The sequence below is a fragment of the Gillisia mitskevichiae genome (assembly GCF_003634585.1).
Classification (GTDB): Bacteria; Bacteroidota; Bacteroidia; order Flavobacteriales; family Flavobacteriaceae; genus Gillisia; species Gillisia mitskevichiae.
The window spans coordinates 354,781-374,821 of the sequence record NZ_RBLG01000003.1 but is presented as its reverse complement, the minus strand read 5'-3'; the positions used below and the strand labels follow the sequence as shown (position 1 = coordinate 374,821).

Sequence of the window (20,041 nt, the reverse complement as noted above, 5' to 3'; positions counted from 1 at the left end):
TTTCCTTTTTGATTCCGAAGAAATTCTCACGTATCTTTAGCTTCAAAATTATCACATCTTGCTTACCGAATTATCCATAAAAAATTACGCCTTAATTGAAGATATAAAAATCAATCTTCAGCAGGGCTTTACCATAATAACCGGAGAAACCGGAGCTGGGAAATCCATTATGCTTGGGGCTTTGGGTCTTCTGCTAGGGAAAAGAGCAGATTATAGCGCCATAAGAAATGCAAAGAATAAATGCATTATCGAGGGCGTTTTTGACATTTCTAATTACTCCTTAAAAAGTTTTTTTGAAGCCGAAGATCTGGATTTTGAGAAGCATACTATCATTAGAAGAGAAATTCTAGCTTCCGGGAAATCCCGAGCCTTTATAAATGACACTCCTGTTACTTTGCCTGTTCTTGTTAAATTAGGTGACTTTTTAATAGATATTCACGGGCAACACCAGACTATGAGTTTAGGTGAGAATCAGTACCAGTTTCAGGTATTGGATACTTTGGCTAAGAATCAGGAAGTGCTTCCTAAATACAAAAAAGGATTAAAAGAGCATAAAAAACTTCAGCAGCAATTACATGTTTTAAAAGAAGATCAGTCTCAAGCCTTAAAAGAGCATGATTATAATCTCTTTTTACTGAATGAATTGCAGGAAGCGAAACTTAAAGCTGGAGAGCAAGAGGAGCTGGAGGAACGTTATGAAGAGCTTAGTAATGTGGAGACACTCACAGAGCATTTAAGTTTTGCGGTGAACCAGATCCAGCAAGAGGAGATAGGAAGCCTTTCTGGACTTAAAGAAGTAAAAACCAATCTTTCTAAGATCTCTAAATTTTCTGCAAACTACGCTGCCCTACAAGAGCGAATAGAAAGTGTAATTATAGAACTGGATGATGTAGGGCAAGAATTAGAAAATTCATTGGAGCGAGTAGAAGCCAATCCTGAAGAATTGGAACAAGTAAATTCAAAACTTCAGCTTATTTATAATTTACAAAAGAAGCATTCGGCTGCTAGTGTAGAAGAGTTAATAGAGATCACCAATAGCTTAAATGAAAAAGTAGCCCTTACAGAAAATGCCGATGCCGATCTTGAAAAGTTACAGCAGGAGCTTTTAAAGAGTAGAAAACAGTTAGAAAGTGTTTCTTTAGACTTGCATAATAATCGTAAAAAGATCATTCCATCCTTTGTCACCACTGTAGAAAAAATTGTTGCGGAACTTGGAATGCCTAATGCACGATTAAAAATTGAGCTTACTCAACAATCAGATTTCTTCGCTAATGGGCAAGATCTATTAAATTGGTATTTATCTGCGAATAAAGGAGGAGATTTTAATGAACTTAAAAAAGCAGCTTCTGGAGGGGAATTATCAAGGATCATGCTGGCTGTAAAAAGCATCTTGGCTACACAAAGCAAATTACCAACCATTGTTTTTGATGAGATAGATACGGGAGTTTCCGGAGATATTGCGCAAAAAATGGGGGATATCCTTCAAAAGATGGGCTTAAGTATGCAGGTAATAGCGATCACTCATTTACCACAAATTGCAGGGAAGGGAAGCAAGCATTTTAAAATTTTCAAAGAAGACATCGGCGAAACTACGGTTACTAAAATTGAGGAACTCGCATTAGAAGATAGAATAGTGGAACTTGCAATGATGCTTGGTGGAAATACGAAAAGTGAATCGGCAATGGCGCATGCAAAAGCGCTGCTCAATTAATTGAAGTTTATTATATTTACCAGCTAATACAACCATAAAAAACAACATACATGTCATACAATCTACTTAAAGGGAAAAGAGGAATTATTTTTGGGGCTTTAGATGAAAATTCTATCGCTTGGAAAACAGCTGAACGTGTTCACGAAGAAGGTGGAACTTTTGTGCTAACCAATGCGCCAATCGCAATGAGAATGGGGAGTATCAATCAACTTGCTGAAAAAACAAATTCTCAAATTATCCCTGCAGATGCTACAAAAGTAGAAGATCTTGAAAATTTAGTAGATAAAGCACAAGAGATCCTTGGCGGGAAATTAGATTTTGTATTGCACTCTATTGGAATGTCTGTAAATGTGAGAAAAGGAAATCACTATACAGATATGAACTACGATTATACTACTAAAGGTTGGGATGTTTCTGCGGTTTCTTTCCATAAGACCATGCAAGCTCTTTATAAAAAAGATGCTATGAACGAGTGGGGAAGTATTGTGGCATTAACGTATATGGCAGCACAACGTGTGTTCCCAGATTATAATGACATGGCAGATAATAAAGCATATTTAGAATCTATAGCTCGTAGTTTTGGATATTTCTTCGGAAAAGATAAAAAAGTAAGAGTAAATACAATTTCTCAATCTCCAACTCCAACTACGGCTGGGCAAGGTGTTAAAGGATTTGACGGATTTATAGCGTATGCAGATAAAATGTCGCCTCTAGGAAATGCAACTGCAATAGACTGTGCTAACTATACGATCTCTTTATTCTCGGATCTTACAAAAAGAGTTACTCTTCAAAATCTTTACAACGATGGAGGATTCTCTAACATGGGTGTAAGCCAGCAAGTAATGGAGACTTTTATGAAAGATATGGAGTAATCTCTATGAAAATATAAATAGTTAAGCCCCGTTCTTCGGGGCTTAGTTTTACCTTATAATAGCTAAATTTTTGAAGTAATTATATTTGAAATGCAATTAGAATATTCTTTTATAATCCCTGTTTATAACAGGCCAGATGAGATCCGGGAATTGTTGGAAAGCATGCAGGATTTGGATTTTAATGGCCATTTTGAAATTGTGATTGTGGAAGATGGTTCTAGTATTTCTTCGGAAGAAGTTATAGAAGATTTCAAGGGTAAGTTGAATATCAGTTATTATTACAAAGAAAACACTGGCCCTGGCGATTCCAGAAATTATGGAATGAAGCTGGCTAAGGGAAATTATTTTCTCATTCTGGATTCCGATGTATTGCTACCTAAAAATTATTTATTTGAAGTAGACACTTTTTTATCTTCTAATTATTACGATTGTTTTGGTGGCCCAGATGCGGCGCATGAAAGTTTTACAGATCTTCAAAAAGCCATAAATTATTCGATGACTTCCCTATTAACTACAGGAGGAATTCGTGGTAATAAACAGGCAGTTAACAAATTTCAACCAAGAAGTTTTAATATGGGCTTATCTAAAAAAGCCTTTGTTGAATCTGGTGGTTTTGGATTGATACACCCAGGAGAAGATCCAGATCTAGCCTTGAGATTACTTAAAGAAGGATTTGAGACCATCCTTATTCCTAATGCCATCGTATTTCACAAGCGTAGAATAGATTGGAATAAATTCTATACACAGGTGAATAAATTTGGAATGGTGCGGCCAATTTTAAATTCCTGGCACCCGCAATCTGCAAAGATCACCTTTTGGTTTCCTACACTATTTATTTCAGGCTTTGCTCTTGCGATAATTTTCTGGATGTTAGGTTTCTCCTTTTTTATCTGGTTTTATCTGTTCTATTTTTTAATAATTGGAATAGATGCTGGAATAAAAAATAAAAGTGGTTATATTGGAATTGCTGCAATAATGGCAACATTTATTCAGTTCTTAGGTTATGGAGTGGGTTTTTTAAACGCTATCTGGAAACTGAAATTTTTAAAAATGCAACCTCAGGAAGCATTCCCAAAGCTATTTTTTACAAATGAAGACTAAATTGAAAGAAAGAAAACCATGGATTAAAAGAGGGCCTTTAAAGACCTTTTCTTTTTTTCTCGGCTTTTCTGCGGTGATTTGGGTGGTTGTGCAATTTTCTAAAGAATACTCAGAAGTATTAGAAATGCCCATTATTTATACCAACCTTCCTAAAGATAAGATCTTAGTTGGAGACACTCCAAAAACAATGGATTTAAGAATTCGGGATCGAGGATTTTATATTGCCTGGAACCGAATGTTCCCTCAAAAAATTAACATAGATATTAGCGATGCCAGTGAAGAAGGAAAATCTTTGGTGTATGATCTAGAAAAACAGAAATCTGCTATTCTATCTCAGTTAAATCTGGATTATGAAAAAGTTGTTTTTCTTCAGAAGAATATAAAAATAAGTTTTGAACAACGAGCAGTTAAAAAGGTGGCTGTTTTATCATCTATAGATCTCAGCTTCGCAGTTGGTTATTCTGCATTAGAAGAAATTAAATTACAGCCAGATTCTATAATGATAAGTGGATCTGCAAGCATTTTGGATACTCTTACCAGCATAAGGACTAGGCCTTTAAAGATCAATAATATAAGTAACGATGTTAAAGGAAATGTGAAACTAGAAACGGCAAATCTTAAAGGGGTTTCCTTATTTCAGGAAGAAGTGAATTATTCTGTGAGAACAGAAAAATTTACAGAAGGGAAAGTAGAGATCCCTATAAAATTATTAAATGTTCCGGAAGGGACCAACGTTGTAATTTTTCCTAAAGATGTAGTTATTTATTACCAGGTAAGTTTAAATGATTTTGAGAAAATTGACTCCTCCTCTTTTGTGGTTGCTGTAGACTTTAAGAATGCTAAGGATAGTGATGGCTTCTTAATAGCACAAATTCTGGAAGAACCTACCCAAGTAAACAATATTAGACTTAACGAGAAGAAAATTCAATTTGTAATTAAACGATGAGAGTAGTAGGACTAACCGGTGGGATGGGCAGTGGTAAGACCACTGTGGCCAATTTTTTTAAAGATTTAGGGGTTCCAGTTTACATAGCAGATAATGCCGGTAAATCCCTGATGAATACTAATGAGAAGTTGAAATCCAAAATTGTTTCATTGTTTGGTGAAAATGCCTATAATGAGGGGATTTTAAACAGGAAATTTATAGCCGATCAGGTTTTTAATTCCCCAGAAAAACTTAAGCAATTGAACGATGTTGTTCATCCGGCAGTAGCTTTAGATTTTCTTGAATGGAAAAATAAGCAAGACAGTTCTTATGTTATTTATGAAGCTGCAATTCTTTTTGAAGCTGGTGGTCACAATAACTGTGATCTTGTAATTTTAGTAACTGCTCCTTTAGAAGAGCGAATTAAAAGAATACAGGCTCGAGATAAAAGTTCGTTAGCAGAAATTGAGGCTAGACTTAAGCATCAATGGAGTGATGAGAAAAAGCGAAAATTAGCTAATTTCGAGATAATTAATATAAATCTTCCCTCTACAGAAGAGCAAGTGAGAAATCTTCATGAAATTCTGATAAACACTGGTAAAAATTAGCCTCAGTTTTGTTAACATTTGGTTAAATGGGTGAAGCTCTAAATGTTAAAATCTTATTTTTGGAGCATGAATAAAAGATTATTCTTCCTCCTAGTTGTGCTTATGAGCTTATCGCTCATTGGTATAATTTTCGTACAGGGGTATTGGATAAAAAGTACTGTAGATGATAAGGAAGAACAGTTTTCTTATAATGCAAAACAAGTGCTTATTAATGTTTCTAAAGATCTTCAGAACAAGGAATTAGAAGCATTTTGGTTTAATTTTGATTTTGAAGATAGCGCCTCTCTAAAATTAAATAGCGTAAATCTTGAAAAATATTTTGGTTTAAATGAATATGGGCAGAATCCCAATAAGAACTATAATAAGACAATAGAAGAAAACGCTAAGGAGTCTTCTAATTTTCTGGTTTCTACCTCAGATAGCATTCAGCTTGCTAATTTAATTAATAGCAAAGTCAATGATTTTTTAAATAAAGATCAGGTTTCTGGGAGCATATCTACAGAGGATCGTTTGGAAAGATTAATGAGAATGGAAGAGGTGGAAAAGGACATGTTAAGTGCCTATATTTCTGAATTCACTTCTAAGATACCTATTCATAAAAGGCTTTCTAAAGGGGAGCTGGAGGCAACTATTAAAGAGGAGTTGCAAAATTTTAATTTAAAATCTGCTTTCGAGTTTGGAGTATTTACAAATTCACTTGCAACCAAAGTTCATTCAGATAATTTTATAGTGGATGCCCCAGCAACTTATTCAGTTCCTTTATATGTAGATGTTTCAGGGAAAAGTAATTATCAGTTGTTGGTTAATTTTACTGAAAAAAAGGAAGTAGTACTTTCTTCTGTAATTCTTATGGCTGCTTTGTCTATAATATTTACCCTAATTATTGTAATAGCTTATTCTAGTGCTTTATCGCAATTAATTAAGCAAAGACAGATCTCTCAGATAAAGACAGATTTTATAAATAACATGACGCATGAGTTTAAAACTCCTATTGCAACTATAAATCTAGCATTAGATGCGATCAAGAATCCAAAGGTAGTTAACGATCAAAGTAAGGTTGCGCGATACCTCCAAATGATTCGAGATGAGAATAAGAGGATGCATGCACAAGTAGAAAATGTATTGCAGATCTCTAAACTGGAGAAAAATGAATTGGATCTTAAGAAGGAACGATTACAGCTTCATGAACTTGTAGAAGATGCGCTAACACACGTAGAATTGATAGTTGAAGACAGAAATGGCTATGTAAAAAATCATTTTGGAGCATTAAAGTCTTCAGTTTTAGGAAATGAAGATCATTTAACAAATGTGATAGTAAATATTCTAGATAATGCTATAAAATACTCTTTAGAGGAACCAAAAATAGATATATATACAGAAAACGTTAGAAATTCCATAATTTTGAAGATCAGAGATCAAGGTGCTGGAATGACAAAAGTTGTTCAGAAAAAAATATTTGAAAAATTCTACAGGGAACATACTGGAGATATTCATAATGTAAAGGGTCATGGTTTAGGCCTTGCTTATGTAAAAAGAATACTAGACGACCATCACGCAACCATTCATGTGGAAAGCGAACGTGGAAAGGGAAGTACATTTATAATTAAATTACCATTAATAACATAATATATGGAAACTGAAAACAAGAAAATTTTATTAGTAGAAGACGATCCAAATTTTGGAACGGTGCTAAAAGATTATTTAGCGATGAATGACTATGAAGTTACTCATGCTAAAAATGGGATGGAAGGTTTTGAAAAGTTTAAAAAAGACGATTTCGATCTTTGTATCTTAGATGTAATGATGCCTTATAAAGACGGATTTACTCTAGCTAAAGAAATTAGAGATAAGAATGAAGATGTGCCTATTATTTTCTTAACTGCAAAAGCGATGAAAGAAGATGTATTAAAAGGTTACAAAGTAGGGGCAGATGATTACTTAAACAAACCTTTTGATAGTGAAGTGCTTTTAATGAAAATTAAAGCTATTATGCAGCGTAAAGCTACAGATAGCGTAGCAGATAGTAAACAATTTGAATTTCAAATTGGAGGTTTACATTTAAATTCTAAGTTAAGATTCTTAACTTATATGGATAAAGAACCTATTAAACTTTCTCCAAAAGAGAATGAATTATTAAGATTGTTGGCATTACATGAAAATGATCTTATGCCAAGAGAATTGGCGCTTACCAAAATTTGGAGAGACGATAATTATTTTACTTCCAGAAGTATGGATGTATATATCGCTAAACTTCGTAAATATTTAAAGGTTGACGAGAATGTAGAGATCTTGAATATTCATGGGGAAGGATTTAGATTGGTAGTTAAGAATAAAGAGGGCGAAGCCTAAATAGAAGAATTTTCAGTTTCCTTAAGGGACTGTATAAAAGTTAGTAGGACATATTGGGCTTAAATTTTTGGATGGAAATTCCTTAGATTTGTTGCTTGATATATGTGATACATCTTTTGTACAGTCCTTTTGTATTTTAAAGTTAACATGTAAGCACAATATATTACGGGAATCAGCATTATATTTATAATCCCTAAGCAACACAATGAGACAGAATTACCCTGAAATTTTATGGTTTCACATTACCCGAGACACTCGCCTTGGGCAGAATTCTATATTATTTTTTGGGCTCATGTTTTTTATGCTTTTTTCTTCGTTGAGTGGGGTGGGGCAGGTTAATGTTACGCCAAGTTATGAGTGGTTAGATGCAGTTCCATTTGGTACTGTAACTCAAGCTGAAACAAGTGGATTAACAATTGCTATTGATACAGATTCTAAAGGAAATGTATATAGACTAACCTTTGGAGATGGAGTTATAAAGTATAATTCTGAAGGGATACTTCTGGGTACGGTTATTTCTAGAAGTCAATTAAATGATCCTCTGGATGTTGCATTGGATAGTAATGACAATATATATGTAATTGATTATGAAGATCAAGCACCTTTTAGGGATAATGGGAAAATTCGAAAATTTAACTCCTCAGGTGTTGAACTAAATCAAATTTGGACTTCCTACTTCAGGCCTTTAGGACTTACTTTAGATAAAGATGATAATATTTATGTAGTTATATATAATGATGGATCTGGTGCTGAGAGTGATGTGAGTAGTGAGTTAAGGGTTTATAATAAGAGTGGTACTGAAATCAAAAAAACCGAAGGGCCATCCGGACATACCTTACGCGAACCTTACAGAATTGGAGTCGATTCTAACAAGAATATTTATATAAGCCATACAGCAAACGGGGGAGAAGTATTGGTTTTAAATTCATCATTTCAATATCTTACAACTTTAACCGGGATGGGTTCGCCAGGAAGTGTTGTTATCGATGAATTTGATTTTATTCATGTTATAGATTATTCGAATCGAATAAATTTTAGTCAGCTTTTGAATTATAAAAATTTAACCACATTGCAAGCGGTATTATTCGCATTACAAATTCAACAAGGTATTAATGATAAAGAATTCGGAATTAGAATTTATGATAATAATAGAATTTTACAAAATCCATTTTTTAAGGATCAATTAGAATTGCCGGTTGATATAGCCTTTAATTCATGCGATAAAATGTATGTTGATAATGCGAATATTACTGAATTAGATTTGTTTAGAAGAAGGATAAAAATCGAATTCGATTTAGAAATCTATGAACGAACTCCATCTTTCGATATTGAAAAACCAATAATAGTTACATGTCCAAGTAATATTACTATAAATACTAATCCGGGTGAAAATTTTGCAATAGTTACTTATGCTCCTGCCACCGCAACAGATAACTGTTCTGCCAAAGTTACACGCACAAAAGGATTGGCATCTGGAAGTCAGTTTCCCATTGGTCCTACATTAGTAGAATATACAGCAACAGATGGAGCAGGAAACTTTGCGATTTGCAGTTTTACGGTAACCGTTAATGCTGTCGCTGGAACAGATATTGAAAAACCTGTAATTACTTGTCCTGCTTCTATCACCAAAAATGTGGATTCCGGTAAATGTGGAGCAATGGTAACATTTGCAACTGCTACCGCAACAGATAATTCTGGGGAAGAAATTACAATTGTTAGAACAGACAATATCGATTTAAATTCTGGAGATATTTTTCCTGTTGGAGAAACAATAATAAGTTTTAGAGCTACCGATGGAGCCGGATTAATAGATGAATGTAGTTTTACCATTACCGTAGTAGATAATGAAAATCCAACTATTTCGTGTCCTGATGATATTTCAGAAACTGTTGGATTTGGAGAAACAGGAAAAGTAATCACTTATACAGCAATTAGTTTTAATGATAACTGTCTTGGGGCTAGTAGTATACAAACTGCTGGTTTTGCTTCCGGCAGCGAATTTCCAGTGGGAACTACTACCAATACTTTTGTAGTAACCGATCCTAACGGAAATAAAGCAATCTGTAGTTTTGATATTACAATTACTGAAAATGAAAAACAATCTCCAACTTTTGATTGTCCAGATCCAAATCAGACTACTATCCTAGAATTGGATGAGAACTGTACTTTTACAGTACCAGATTATTCTAATAGGATTACAAATTTTGAAAATTTTGAGAATGAGCCTTTCTTTATCCAAACACAAGTTAGAAATGGGAATGTTTTAACGCTAACACTACGCGTGTTTGACGGATCTGAAGGGGAAGAAGCTGGAAGTTGCCAGTTTCTAGTTAATTTGGAAGATCAGAGTCCACCTGCAGTCATCTGCCCAAATGATATCTTTGTTCCATATACCGGCTCAAAAGAATATGAGATTGAAGATTATTTCTCACTCTTAACAATTACAGATAATTGTTCAGATAGTTTCACATACTCCCAAACTCCACAGCCGGGCGTTGTTATTTCTGAAGACACCAGAATTGAATTCACCATTACCGATAATAATAACAACCAAAGCAGCTGTAATTTTGAAGTAATATTTTATGAAGAAACAGAACTTCAAATTCTAAATTGCCCCGAAAATCGAACTTTTGAGGTGGATTCAAATTGTAGCTACCTTATCCCAGATATTGCATCAACCATAACTACTAATATAGATGGTGCAGTTGTAACTCAAAATATAACACCTGGATTTCGAGTTAATGGTTCACTTCAACTTATCATTACTGCTAAGTTTGAGGATCAAGTAGATACTTGTGAGGTTAATTTAATTGCAATAGATTCTATAAATCCACTTATTATCTGTCCCGGTGAGCAAAACGAAACCATCACGGAAGGAGAAGGTTTTCAATTACCAAATTATATATTAACTTCTACTTATAGTGATAATTGCTTCATTGCGGAGTTTAAACAACAGCCAGAAGTAGGTACAATTATTTATGAGTCTACAGAGGTATTGTTAACTGTAATTGATGCCTCAGGAAATCCTGATAGCTGTTCTTTTATTGTTAATATTACATCATCTAATCCAGATATTGAATTAAATTGCCCCAGTACTCAATTTGAAAAGCTAGATGAAAATTGCCAGTTTCTACTGCCAGATTACACTCCACTTTCTCAAGTTAATTTTGAGGCTGAGGTAACTCAAAATCCATTGCCAGGATCATTTATTAATAAAAATACAGATATAATATTATCAGCTAAAGGAGATGTAGGAACTACTACTTGTGTTTTCAAAGTTATGGTTGAAGATGCTACATCGCCTGTTGCCATCTGTATAGAATCTATGGATTTAATGCTAAATGCAAACGGGCAAGCTAGCTTGAATCCAGATAGCGTTGATGATAATTCTTATGATGCTTGTGGAATAATCTCTAAAACACTGTCTCAATCTATTTTTACCAGTGCCGATCTTGGTGAAAATACGGTATTATTTACTGTGACAGATGCTGCAGGAAATTCAGATTTTTGTGAAACAATAGTGAAGGTGTTGCCGTACGATGAGAATGCTCCCGACTTTTCATGTATAGAATCTTTGATCATTGAACTTGATGAAAATGGAGAAGCGCAAATAAAACCTGAAGATCTATATACTGGCAACGGCGCAGGTTATGAGTTTTCAATTGATAAATCAATTTTTACTTGTGCAGATAAGGGTAGTAATGATATTCAATTAACTTATACTAATGGTACTATTCAAGGCTCTTGCGAGGTTGAAGTGATTGTTAAGGATACATCTGCACCTTTAGTTAGAGTAAAAGACATTAGCGTAGCTTTAAATGAATTTGGATCTGTAAGCATCACTGCAGAGATGTTAGATAATGGATCTTCAGATAACTGCGGGAATTTAAGCTTTAATATTAGCAAACTAACTTTTGGATGTAAGGAGCTTGGAGAAAATATAGTAACCTTTACGGCTACAGATTCTAGTGGTAATTCCAGTAGTACAACTGCAATAGTTACGGTTACCGGAGATTGTAATATTAATCCTTTGCCTGGAGTAGAATATATCTATATCTATCCAAATCCTACCTCGGGACCATTTCAATTCGCAACACCTTCTGGAGTTACTATTCAGCGGGTAGAGATCTTCGACTTTCGAGGAAGAATGATCTTATTCAAGGATTTTTCTGAAACAGACTTTCAATATTCTATGGATCTTAGTGGAGTGCAAAATGCCGTTTACGTTTTGAAGTTATTTACTTCAGAAGGAATAGAGATCAAGAGAGTGATTATAGAATAAGAATTACGAAGCCTAAAGATGTCTTTCAGAATGCAGAGTTTTTATAATGAAGAAGCTGGAAATAAGTTAAGCGATTTTTAGTCTAGCTATATTTTTCTTGAATTTCAGTCTTGATAAAATCCTCAATATCCGAAAATGGCGTTTTGTAATTAAACCATGTGGTATTTTCATTTTTCCGAAACCAAGTTAACTGTCGTTTAGCATACCTTCGAGAGTTCATCTTGATCTGTTCTACAGCGGTTTCAAGATCTATTCTGCCTTCAAAAAAGGAAAATAACTCTTTATAGCCTACGGTGTTTAAAGCATTTAATCTCCTTTTTGGATATAAAGTTTGTGCTTCCTCCAGCAATCCTTCGTCCATCATTATATCTACTCTGCGATTAATGCGCTCGTAAATTTCTTCTCTATCTGCGCTAAGGCCAATAGAAATAGTTTTAAAATTTCTAATAGGTTTAGGTTGATTTAAATAAGATGTAAATGTATTCCCAGAACCAATACAAACTTCTAATGCCCTAATTACTCTATGTGGATTGTTGTTGTCTATCTTATTATAGTACTCTGGATCAAGTTGTTCTAACTCCGTTTTTAAAACTTCTAAACCTTCATTTAGTAGCCTATCGTTTAGTTGCTCTCTAATTTCTTGCTCTATCTCTGGAAAATTATCTAAGCCTTCGATCAAACTTTTAATATATAGTCCGCTGCCCCCAACCAAGATAAGCACCTGATGTGCTTTAAAAAGTTCTTCTAATTTTTTTATAGCTTCCCGCTCATAATCCCCCACAGAGTAATCTTCTTCAATAGATCTATTTTGAATAAAATGATGGGGGGCTGCAGCCAGTTCTTTTTTATTAGGAGCGGCAGTGCCAATAGGGATCTCTTTGTAAAACTGTCTGGAATCTGCAGAGAGGATCTCTGTCCTAAATGTACGTGCAAGCTTAATGCTCAAAGCTGTTTTTCCAATGGCAGTTGGCCCTACAATACTTATAAGAATATTAGTTTTCATTTAATTTTTTACCACAATTATGACAAAATTCAGATGAAATTTTATGCTCTTTTTCACCACAGTTAACACATGTAAAAGGTTTTATTGCATCTCCTTTACTCATGTCCTTAGAGATTTCTGCTCCAACGATTCCCGTAGGAACAGCGATCACACCATAACCTACGATCATTATAAATGATGCGATAAATCTTCCTAAAGGGGTTAAAGGGTGAATATCTCCAAAGCCAACCGTAGTAAGAGTAACTATACACCAGTAGATGCTTAAGGGAATATTTGTAAAGCCATTTTCGGGACCTTCCACCAAATACATTAACGTACCTGTAATAATACATATTATGAGTACGGCAAATAGAAAGATACTTATCTTGGCCCTACTGTTTTTTAAGGCGCTTATTAATTTTTGTGATTCCCCAATATATCTTGTCACTTTTAGAATCCTGAAAACTCTAAGTAAGCGCAAGGCTCGTACTGCCAAAAACATATTGCTTCCTCCAACAAAAAAGATAATGTAAGATGGGATGGTGGAGAGTAGATCTACGATTCCATAAAAACTAAAAATATAATTCTTAGGTTTATTAATTGTAATGATCCTTAGAATATATTCTATACTAAAGAAAATAGTAATTATCCATTCTGCGATATAAAACTGATCGTGGAATTTAATATTATAACTAGAAACGCTTTCCAGCATTACTAGAATAATACTTAATACTATAAGAATAAGGAGAACTACATCAAACAACTTACCTAAACGAGTGTCTGCCCCATAAATAATATGATAAAGCTTTACTCTCCAAGCAGCATGATCTTTATCGAAGTGAATTTTGTTCAAATATGGAGATTTTAAATTAGATCTAAAGTTAGCGATTTTCTGCAATTAAGAGATAAAACCTAGAATTGTCAAATAAAAATGAGATTGATTATTATATCCCAGTATTCTGCGTAGCGAGTTGAATGATCTTTAATTTATTATTCTTTCTAAGATAGCTTTGAATAATATGTCTGGCATCTTTATCATTGGTCATAGGAGTTATTATAGAACGAACAATATCCAAATTATTCATTTGATGATTTAAGTTGAAAAAGCCTATTCCTTTAAATTCTCCTTCTTCTATCAATAAGGCGCTTTTTTCATCTATTTCTCTTCCGCGATCTATCACCAATATATTTTGATTTTGAAAACTATGCAATGCTATTACCTCTAAAACTCGGGAGTTATATTCCTCTGGAGTTTCTACTTCTACACAAGCTCCCTTACAAGATTTAATGGTATAACTAAAGCAATTCCCAGTTCCCAAATGCAATCCAGTTAATTTTTGACAAAGCTGATGTTTCTCTACAATATTATGCAAAACAGATTTTGCCTGCTGTAAATTTGTGAATGTTGTAATGCTCTTTTTACGAGAATCAGATCTTGCGATCTTTAGATTGATATACCCATTTTCATCTGTAAATTGATATAGGGCGTAATTAAAAATATTCTTTTTAAGTGCCTTATTATATTTGGGTTTATTCTGTTTGATCTCTTCATTTTCCTTCAGCAAGGCGATCAGTTCATTCCCAGTAGCTTCAAAACTAACAGAGGCAACTTCCTTCTGAACTTCTTTAGACTTGTGATGATCGTTCGTGAAATGCTGATTAATGCGTTTTCTTATATTCTTACTTTTACCAATGTATATGATCTCACCATCATCATTATGCAGGTAATAAACGCCTGTTATAGAAGGTAATTCATCTATTATCTGAATGAGTTTGGTGTCTATTTGTTTGGAAGGCTCGTTTCTAACAGAAGCTTTAAGGATCTCTTTTTCCAGGTCTTTTGCCATTAGCATTTTAAACAACTTAACGGTTGCCTGTGCATCTCCATTGGCTCTGTGCCTGTCACTTAAAGGGATTCCTAAAGATTTTACGAGTTTTCCTAAACTATAAGAACCTTGTCCTGGGATCAATTTTTTAGATAACTCAACGGTACAAAGGGTTTTTCGTTCAAAATCGAAACCTAATCTGCGAAATTCCAATCTTAAAATTCTATGATCGAATTTAGAATTATGGGCAACCACGATACATCCCGTAGTGATCTCTACAATTCGCTTTGCAACCTCATAGAATTTAGGGGCATTGCGAAGCATGTCATTATTAATACCCGTAAGGCCAACTACAAATGGTTGGATGGGTTGTTCTGGATTAACAAGACTAATAAATTGATCTACTACTTTGGAACCATCAAATTTATAAATGGCTATTTCTGTAATTCCTTCTTCATTATACTTACCACCGGTAGTTTCTATGTCTAATATTGCGTACAAAAATTCTTTTCTTCTTAATTATAATTCCGTTCTCCAAATATAGCACTTCCTATTCGCACCATATTACTCCCGCAGCTTACTGCTATTTTATAATCGCCACTCATTCCCATAGAAAGTATCTCAAATTGAGTTTGCTTTTTCTTGAAATCTTCGTAAACAGATTTTAAGTAATCGAATTCTCCCCTTACTTTTGCTTCATCATCAGAGAACGTAGCCATTCCCATTAATCCTTTTACTTGGATATTTTTTAATTCTGAAAATTCTTCTGAAGCCAAGATCTCCTTTGCTTCTTCAGCGTCTAAACCGAATTTAGATTCTTCTTCAGCAATTTTTATTTGGAGCAAACAAGAGATCGTTCTCTCGTTCTTTTCTGCTTCTTTGTTGATTTCTTTTAATAATTTAAGACTATCCACAGCGTGAATTAAACTCACAAATGGTGCCATGTATTTCACCTTGTTGCGTTGTACATGGCCAACCATATGCCATTCTATGTCTTTTGGAAGACTTTCCCACTTCTCTGCCATTTCTTGGATCTTGTTCTCACCAAACAATCTTTGACCACCTTCGTAAGCTTCTAGTAAATCACTGTTTGGTTTTGTTTTAGAAATAGCAACAAGACTCACTTTTTCTCCAAGTTCTTCTTTGTATCTTTTAATATTTTCGGAAATTTCCATTCTCTAAATTAGGTAATTATTAGACCTTACAAGATTATTATTAATTCAAAATTCATAGATCGTTAATCCACTTCTTAGCTTAGGTTCTATATATGTGCTTTTTGGAGGCATTGTTAAACCTTCGTCTGCAACTTTTTTTATTTCGTCTATAACTAAAGGTAGCATGCCAAACCCAACAGCAAAATTACCATTATCTACTTGAGTCTTGATCTCAATTAGGTCATTTCTTCCATGTATGTACTCAATTCTATCGTCATTTCGAAGATCCTGAATGTTCAAGATCGGTTTTAATACCTTCTGATATAAAATATAAGTATCCAAACTACTCAAGGAATCTGTAAACTCATAATTCGTTTTCCGAAGATATAAGGAATAAAATTCTCCATCTAGATACATATTAAAATGATGCTTTTTGGATGGAGTATAAACTTCTAATCCTCTTCTTTCTATCCTGAACCAAAGATCTAATTGCATTAAAAATTCCTCTTTACTCAAGCCATTTAGATCTTTCACCATTCGGCTAAATTCATAGATCTGCAGCTTGCTTTCGGGAATTAGAAAGCTCATAAAATAATTATATGGCTCGACTCCAGTGTGATTTGGATTTGCATCCTTAGATTCCTTAGCAAGCAAATAGGAGGAAGCACTTCTATGATGTCCATCTGCTATATAAAGTGCAGGCATAGCTTCAAATTCTGCTTTTATTTTCGCGACTTTTTCGGGAGAATCTATTTTCCATAAAATATGTTTCTCCTTGTTGTAAGTAGAGAATTCATACTCCGGTTCTCCTTTCATCACCTTTAGCATAAGGCTATCCATGATTTCTGAATCTGGGTATGTGAGGAGTACTGGTTCTGTATTAAAACCAACCACTTTTAAATAATCTTTAAAAAGATTCTCTCGGTAAGCGATGGTGTCTTCGTGTTTTTTAATAATATTCTCCTCGTAATCCTGCACACTTGCAGCCGCGATAATTCCAGAGAACATATTGGTCCTAGTTAATATTTTATAAAAGTAATAACAAGGTGTTTGATCCCGAATAAAAATTTCCTCTTCCTTAAACTCGAGATATCTATTTTTTACTAACTGAAACCTTTTCTCGCCTGTTATTTCATGCTGAAATTTATAACCAGGATTAATGATGTGCAAAAAGGAAAAAGGGTTGTATTCCAATTGAGCTTTTAATTCCCCCACGCTATAATTCTCGTAAGGTCTGGATGCAACCATCCCAGCCTTATCTTTTGTAGGTCTTACTGCTTTAAACGGAACTATTTTAGCCAATGAATTTTCTGTTTCAAAAATTATGAAAAGAGCATCTTTACATGCCCTTTAATTTATGAGGTGTTTTATTATTTAACTGAATTGTTTTGAAACGTTTTCAGCTTTTCTCTTTTCAGAATAATCATAGAATCCTTCCCCAGATTTCACACCTAGTTTTCCTGCGCGAACCATATTTGTTAATAGAGGGCAAGCTGCATATTTAGGGTTTTTGAAACCTTTGTACATCACTTCTAAGATAGAATGACATACATCCAGACCAATAAAATCTGCAAGTTGCAATGGTCCCATTGGATGAGCCATTCCTAACTTCATTACCGTATCTATCTCATAAACCCCTGCAACGCCATTGTAAAGGGTTTCTATTGCCTCGTTTATCATCGGCATAAGAATTCTATTTGCCACAAATCCAGGGTAATCATTAACCTCTACGGGGCTCTTTCCAAGCTTTTCTGAAAGATTCATAATGGTTTTAGTAACCTTATCACTGGTATTATATCCTCTAATGATCTCCACCAATTTCATCACCGGCACCGGATTCATAAAATGCATTCCAATCACTCGAGATGGATTAGATATCTTTGAAGCGATCTGTGTTATAGATATCGAAGAAGTGTTAGTAGCAAGAATAGTATCTTCATCACAATTAGAATCTAATTGTTCGAAGATCTTCAATTTTAGATCTTCATTTTCTGTTGCAGCTTCCACAACTAAAGAAACATTTTTTACTCCTGAAGGTATATCGATGAAGGTTTGAATATTTTTTAAAGTTGCCTTTTTATCAGCCTCTGTGATCTTTTCTTTAGAGACCATTCTATCCAAATTCTTAGAAATAGTATCCAATCCTTTTTGAAGGCTTTCCTTAGAAATATCTATTAAATTTACCTTGTATCCGCTTTGTGCAAAAGTATGGGCAATTCCGTTTCCCATTGTTCCTGCTCCAATTACTGCTATGTTTTTCATGCTGAATTTTTTATTGATTTCATTGATTTTCAAAAATTTAAGACATCTCATTTTTGTCTGTTCGAGCGCAGTCGAGAACTTTCTTGCTTAAAAAGGAGGTTTCGACTCCGCTCAACCTGACATCCATACTCAAGTATGGTTTAGTTATAAAAATAACTACTTATATCTATCTTATTAATTCTTAAGCCTCTATTTTTTAAAACTTTCTATTACCATGTTTGCAACTTTCAAGGCCTCAGCGCCTTGTTCTAAGCTTACGACAGGCTCGGTGTTATTTTTTATGGCTTGCGCAAAAGATTCCAATTCGTCTAAAATTGCGTTATTAGCATCTATAGTTGGATTTTCAAAATAGATCTGTTTTTTAACTCCTTCAGCATTTTGAAGGATCATCGCAAAATCATCTGGATCCTTGGGTGCATCTTTCATTTTCACAACTTCACATTTACGTTCAAGAAAATCTACAGAGATATAAGCATCTCTTTGGAAAAATCTTGCTTTTCGCATATTCTTAAGAGAGATGCGACTTGCTGTTAAATTAGCAACACATCCATTTTCAAATTGAATACGAGCATTTGCAATATCGGGTGTTTCACTAATTACCGAAACCCCACTTGCAGATACATTTTTCACCTTGGATTTTACAACGCTCAAGATCACGTCTATATCATGGATCATTAGATCTAAGACCACTGGCACATCTGTCCCACGCGGATTAAACTCTGCTAATCTATGCGCCTCTATAAACATTGGCTGCCCGATCTTATCTTTAACCGCAGTAAAGGCTGGGTTAAATCTTTCAACATGCCCAACTTGGCCTTTAACTTTATGTTTTTTAGCCAAAGAGATCAATTCTTCAGCTTCAGCATAGGTGGAAGTAATGGGTTTTTCTACAAAAAGATGCTTACCTGCTTTGATCGCTTTTTTTGCAGTTTCAAAGTGAGTGATAGTTGGAGTTACCACATCTATCATATCTACAGCTTCTATAAGAGCTTCGGCAGAAGCGAAACTTTTATATTCAAATTCGTCTTCTATTTCTTTGGCTCTTTGCTCATCTCCATCATAAAATCCAATTAACTCATATTCCGAAGATTGTTGGAGCAGTTTTAAATGGATCTTTCCCAAATGTCCCGCACCAAATACACCAGCTTTTAGCATGTTTTTATGTTTTCAACAAAAATAGCATTTCTAGACATAAAGCCAATACCATTTTGAGTGTAAATGATTTAGTACAATCGTTAAATAATAATTAAAACTAAGCTTGAAGCCTTAGTTTAGATTGTTTAATTTTATGCCATAATTGGAATTTATTAAGTTGAAAGATACATTTAGACATAAGGGGAAAAGGCAACAATTGGCAACAATTGTAGAGGCAAAAGGAGTAAAAGATAAAAAGGTTTTGGCTGCAATCAATAAGATCCCTAGACATCTTTTTATGGATAGTAGTTTTGAAGATCATGCCTACCAAGATAAAGCTTTTCCTATAGCTGCAGATCAAACTATTTCTCAACCCTATACCGTAGCTTTTCAAACCGAATTATTAGAGATAAAAAAGGGCGATAGCGTTTTGGAAATTGGTACTGGTAGTGGATACCAAACCGCTGTTTTGTGTGAATTAGGTGCTAAAGTTTATAGTATAGAACGACAAAGAGAATTATATAGAAAAACCAAGGTATTCTTATCTAAAATAGGCTACAGACCTAAATATTTGAGCTTTGGGGATGGTTATAAGGGATTGGAAGAATATGCTCCTTACGATAAAATTATCGTTACTGCTGGTGCGCCATATGTTCCAAATCCATTATTGGCTCAGTTAAAAGTTGGAGGCCGCTTAGTGATCCCGGTAGGTGAAAATGTACAGGTAATGACACTTTTTGTACGAAAGTCTGCTAAAGAATTCGAGAAAAAGGAATTTGGCGACTTTAGATTTGTTCCTCTCTTAGAGGATAAAAATTAATCCCTCATTGAGGGA

16 protein-coding genes are annotated in these 20,041 nt (G+C 34.3%); 9 read left to right on the top strand and 7 right to left on the bottom strand.

Annotated features, from left to right (window positions below; all coding sequences use genetic code 11):
• Positions 1-58: 58 nt before the first annotated feature.
• The 8 genes from recN to BC962_RS12380 all read left to right on the top strand — a co-directional run bounded on the left by recN (position 59) and on the right by BC962_RS12380 (position 11,848).
• On the top strand, positions 59-1,711 hold the full coding sequence (gene recN, locus BC962_RS12415) for a DNA repair protein RecN (RefSeq protein WP_121346345.1): 1,653 nt from the start codon (positions 59-61) through the stop codon (positions 1,709-1,711).
• 50 nt (positions 1,712-1,761) lie between these two features.
• Complete coding sequence (locus BC962_RS12410) at positions 1,762-2,583, top strand: enoyl-ACP reductase FabI (RefSeq protein WP_121346344.1); 822 nt, start codon at positions 1,762-1,764, stop codon at positions 2,581-2,583.
• Between the two features lie 90 nt (positions 2,584-2,673).
• Positions 2,674-3,684: a glycosyltransferase gene (locus tag BC962_RS12405; RefSeq protein WP_121346343.1), complete on the top strand. Its 1,011-nt coding sequence runs from the start codon at positions 2,674-2,676 to the stop codon at positions 3,682-3,684.
• Entirely contained in the window at positions 3,674-4,630 is a 957-nt protein-coding gene (locus tag BC962_RS12400) for a CdaR family protein (protein WP_121346342.1), read from the top strand. The genes BC962_RS12405 and BC962_RS12400 overlap by 11 nt, the downstream gene beginning before the upstream one ends.
• On the top strand, positions 4,627-5,217 hold the full coding sequence (gene coaE, locus BC962_RS12395) for a dephospho-CoA kinase (protein WP_121346341.1): 591 nt from the start codon (positions 4,627-4,629) through the stop codon (positions 5,215-5,217). The genes BC962_RS12400 and coaE overlap by 4 nt, the downstream gene beginning before the upstream one ends.
• Positions 5,218-5,283: 66 nt before the next feature.
• Complete coding sequence (locus BC962_RS12390) at positions 5,284-6,843, top strand: sensor histidine kinase (RefSeq protein WP_121346396.1); 1,560 nt, start codon at positions 5,284-5,286, stop codon at positions 6,841-6,843.
• 3 nt (positions 6,844-6,846) lie between these two features.
• Positions 6,847-7,566, top strand: coding sequence for a response regulator transcription factor (locus BC962_RS12385; protein ID WP_121346340.1), 720 nt, complete (start codon positions 6,847-6,849; stop codon positions 7,564-7,566).
• Positions 7,567-7,771: 205 nt separating this feature from the next.
• Positions 7,772-11,848, top strand: a complete 4,077-nt coding sequence (locus BC962_RS12380; protein WP_121346339.1) for an HYR domain-containing protein — start codon at positions 7,772-7,774, stop codon at positions 11,846-11,848.
• Between the two features lie 82 nt (positions 11,849-11,930).
• Here BC962_RS12380 and miaA read toward each other — a convergent pair whose 3' ends face one another.
• From miaA to BC962_RS12345, 7 genes are all read right to left on the bottom strand, one after another.
• Positions 11,931-12,851 carry a tRNA (adenosine(37)-N6)-dimethylallyltransferase MiaA gene (gene miaA, locus BC962_RS12375; protein WP_121346338.1) on the bottom strand — a complete coding sequence of 307 codons (921 nt, stop codon included), beginning with the start codon at positions 12,849-12,851 and terminating at the stop codon, positions 11,931-11,933.
• Complete coding sequence (locus BC962_RS12370) at positions 12,841-13,683, bottom strand: ion transporter (protein ID WP_121346395.1); 843 nt, start codon at positions 13,681-13,683, stop codon at positions 12,841-12,843. Before BC962_RS12370 ends, miaA begins: the two co-directional genes overlap by 11 nt.
• Positions 13,684-13,774: 91 nt before the next feature.
• Positions 13,775-15,157, bottom strand: a complete 1,383-nt coding sequence (locus BC962_RS12365) for an exonuclease domain-containing protein (protein ID WP_121346337.1) — start codon at positions 15,155-15,157, stop codon at positions 13,775-13,777.
• Positions 15,158-15,171: 14 nt separating this feature from the next.
• On the bottom strand, positions 15,172-15,831 hold the full coding sequence (locus tag BC962_RS12360; RefSeq protein WP_121346336.1) for a YggS family pyridoxal phosphate-dependent enzyme: 660 nt from the start codon (positions 15,829-15,831) through the stop codon (positions 15,172-15,174).
• A 45-nt stretch (positions 15,832-15,876) separates the two neighbouring features.
• Complete coding sequence (locus BC962_RS12355; RefSeq protein ID WP_121346335.1) at positions 15,877-17,112, bottom strand: DUF1015 domain-containing protein; 1,236 nt, start codon at positions 17,110-17,112, stop codon at positions 15,877-15,879.
• A 72-nt stretch (positions 17,113-17,184) separates the two neighbouring features.
• Entirely contained in the window at positions 17,185-18,072 is an 888-nt protein-coding gene (locus BC962_RS12350) for a 3-hydroxyacyl-CoA dehydrogenase family protein (protein WP_121346334.1), read from the bottom strand.
• Positions 18,073-18,261: 189 nt separating this feature from the next.
• Positions 18,262-19,227: a Gfo/Idh/MocA family protein gene (locus BC962_RS12345; RefSeq protein ID WP_121346333.1), complete on the bottom strand. Its 966-nt coding sequence runs from the start codon at positions 19,225-19,227 to the stop codon at positions 18,262-18,264.
• 157 nt (positions 19,228-19,384) lie between these two features.
• Here BC962_RS12345 and BC962_RS12340 point away from each other — a divergent pair, with 157 nt between their 5' ends.
• Complete coding sequence (locus tag BC962_RS12340; RefSeq protein ID WP_121346332.1) at positions 19,385-20,026, top strand: protein-L-isoaspartate(D-aspartate) O-methyltransferase; 642 nt, start codon at positions 19,385-19,387, stop codon at positions 20,024-20,026.
• Positions 20,027-20,041 lie beyond the last annotated feature (15 nt).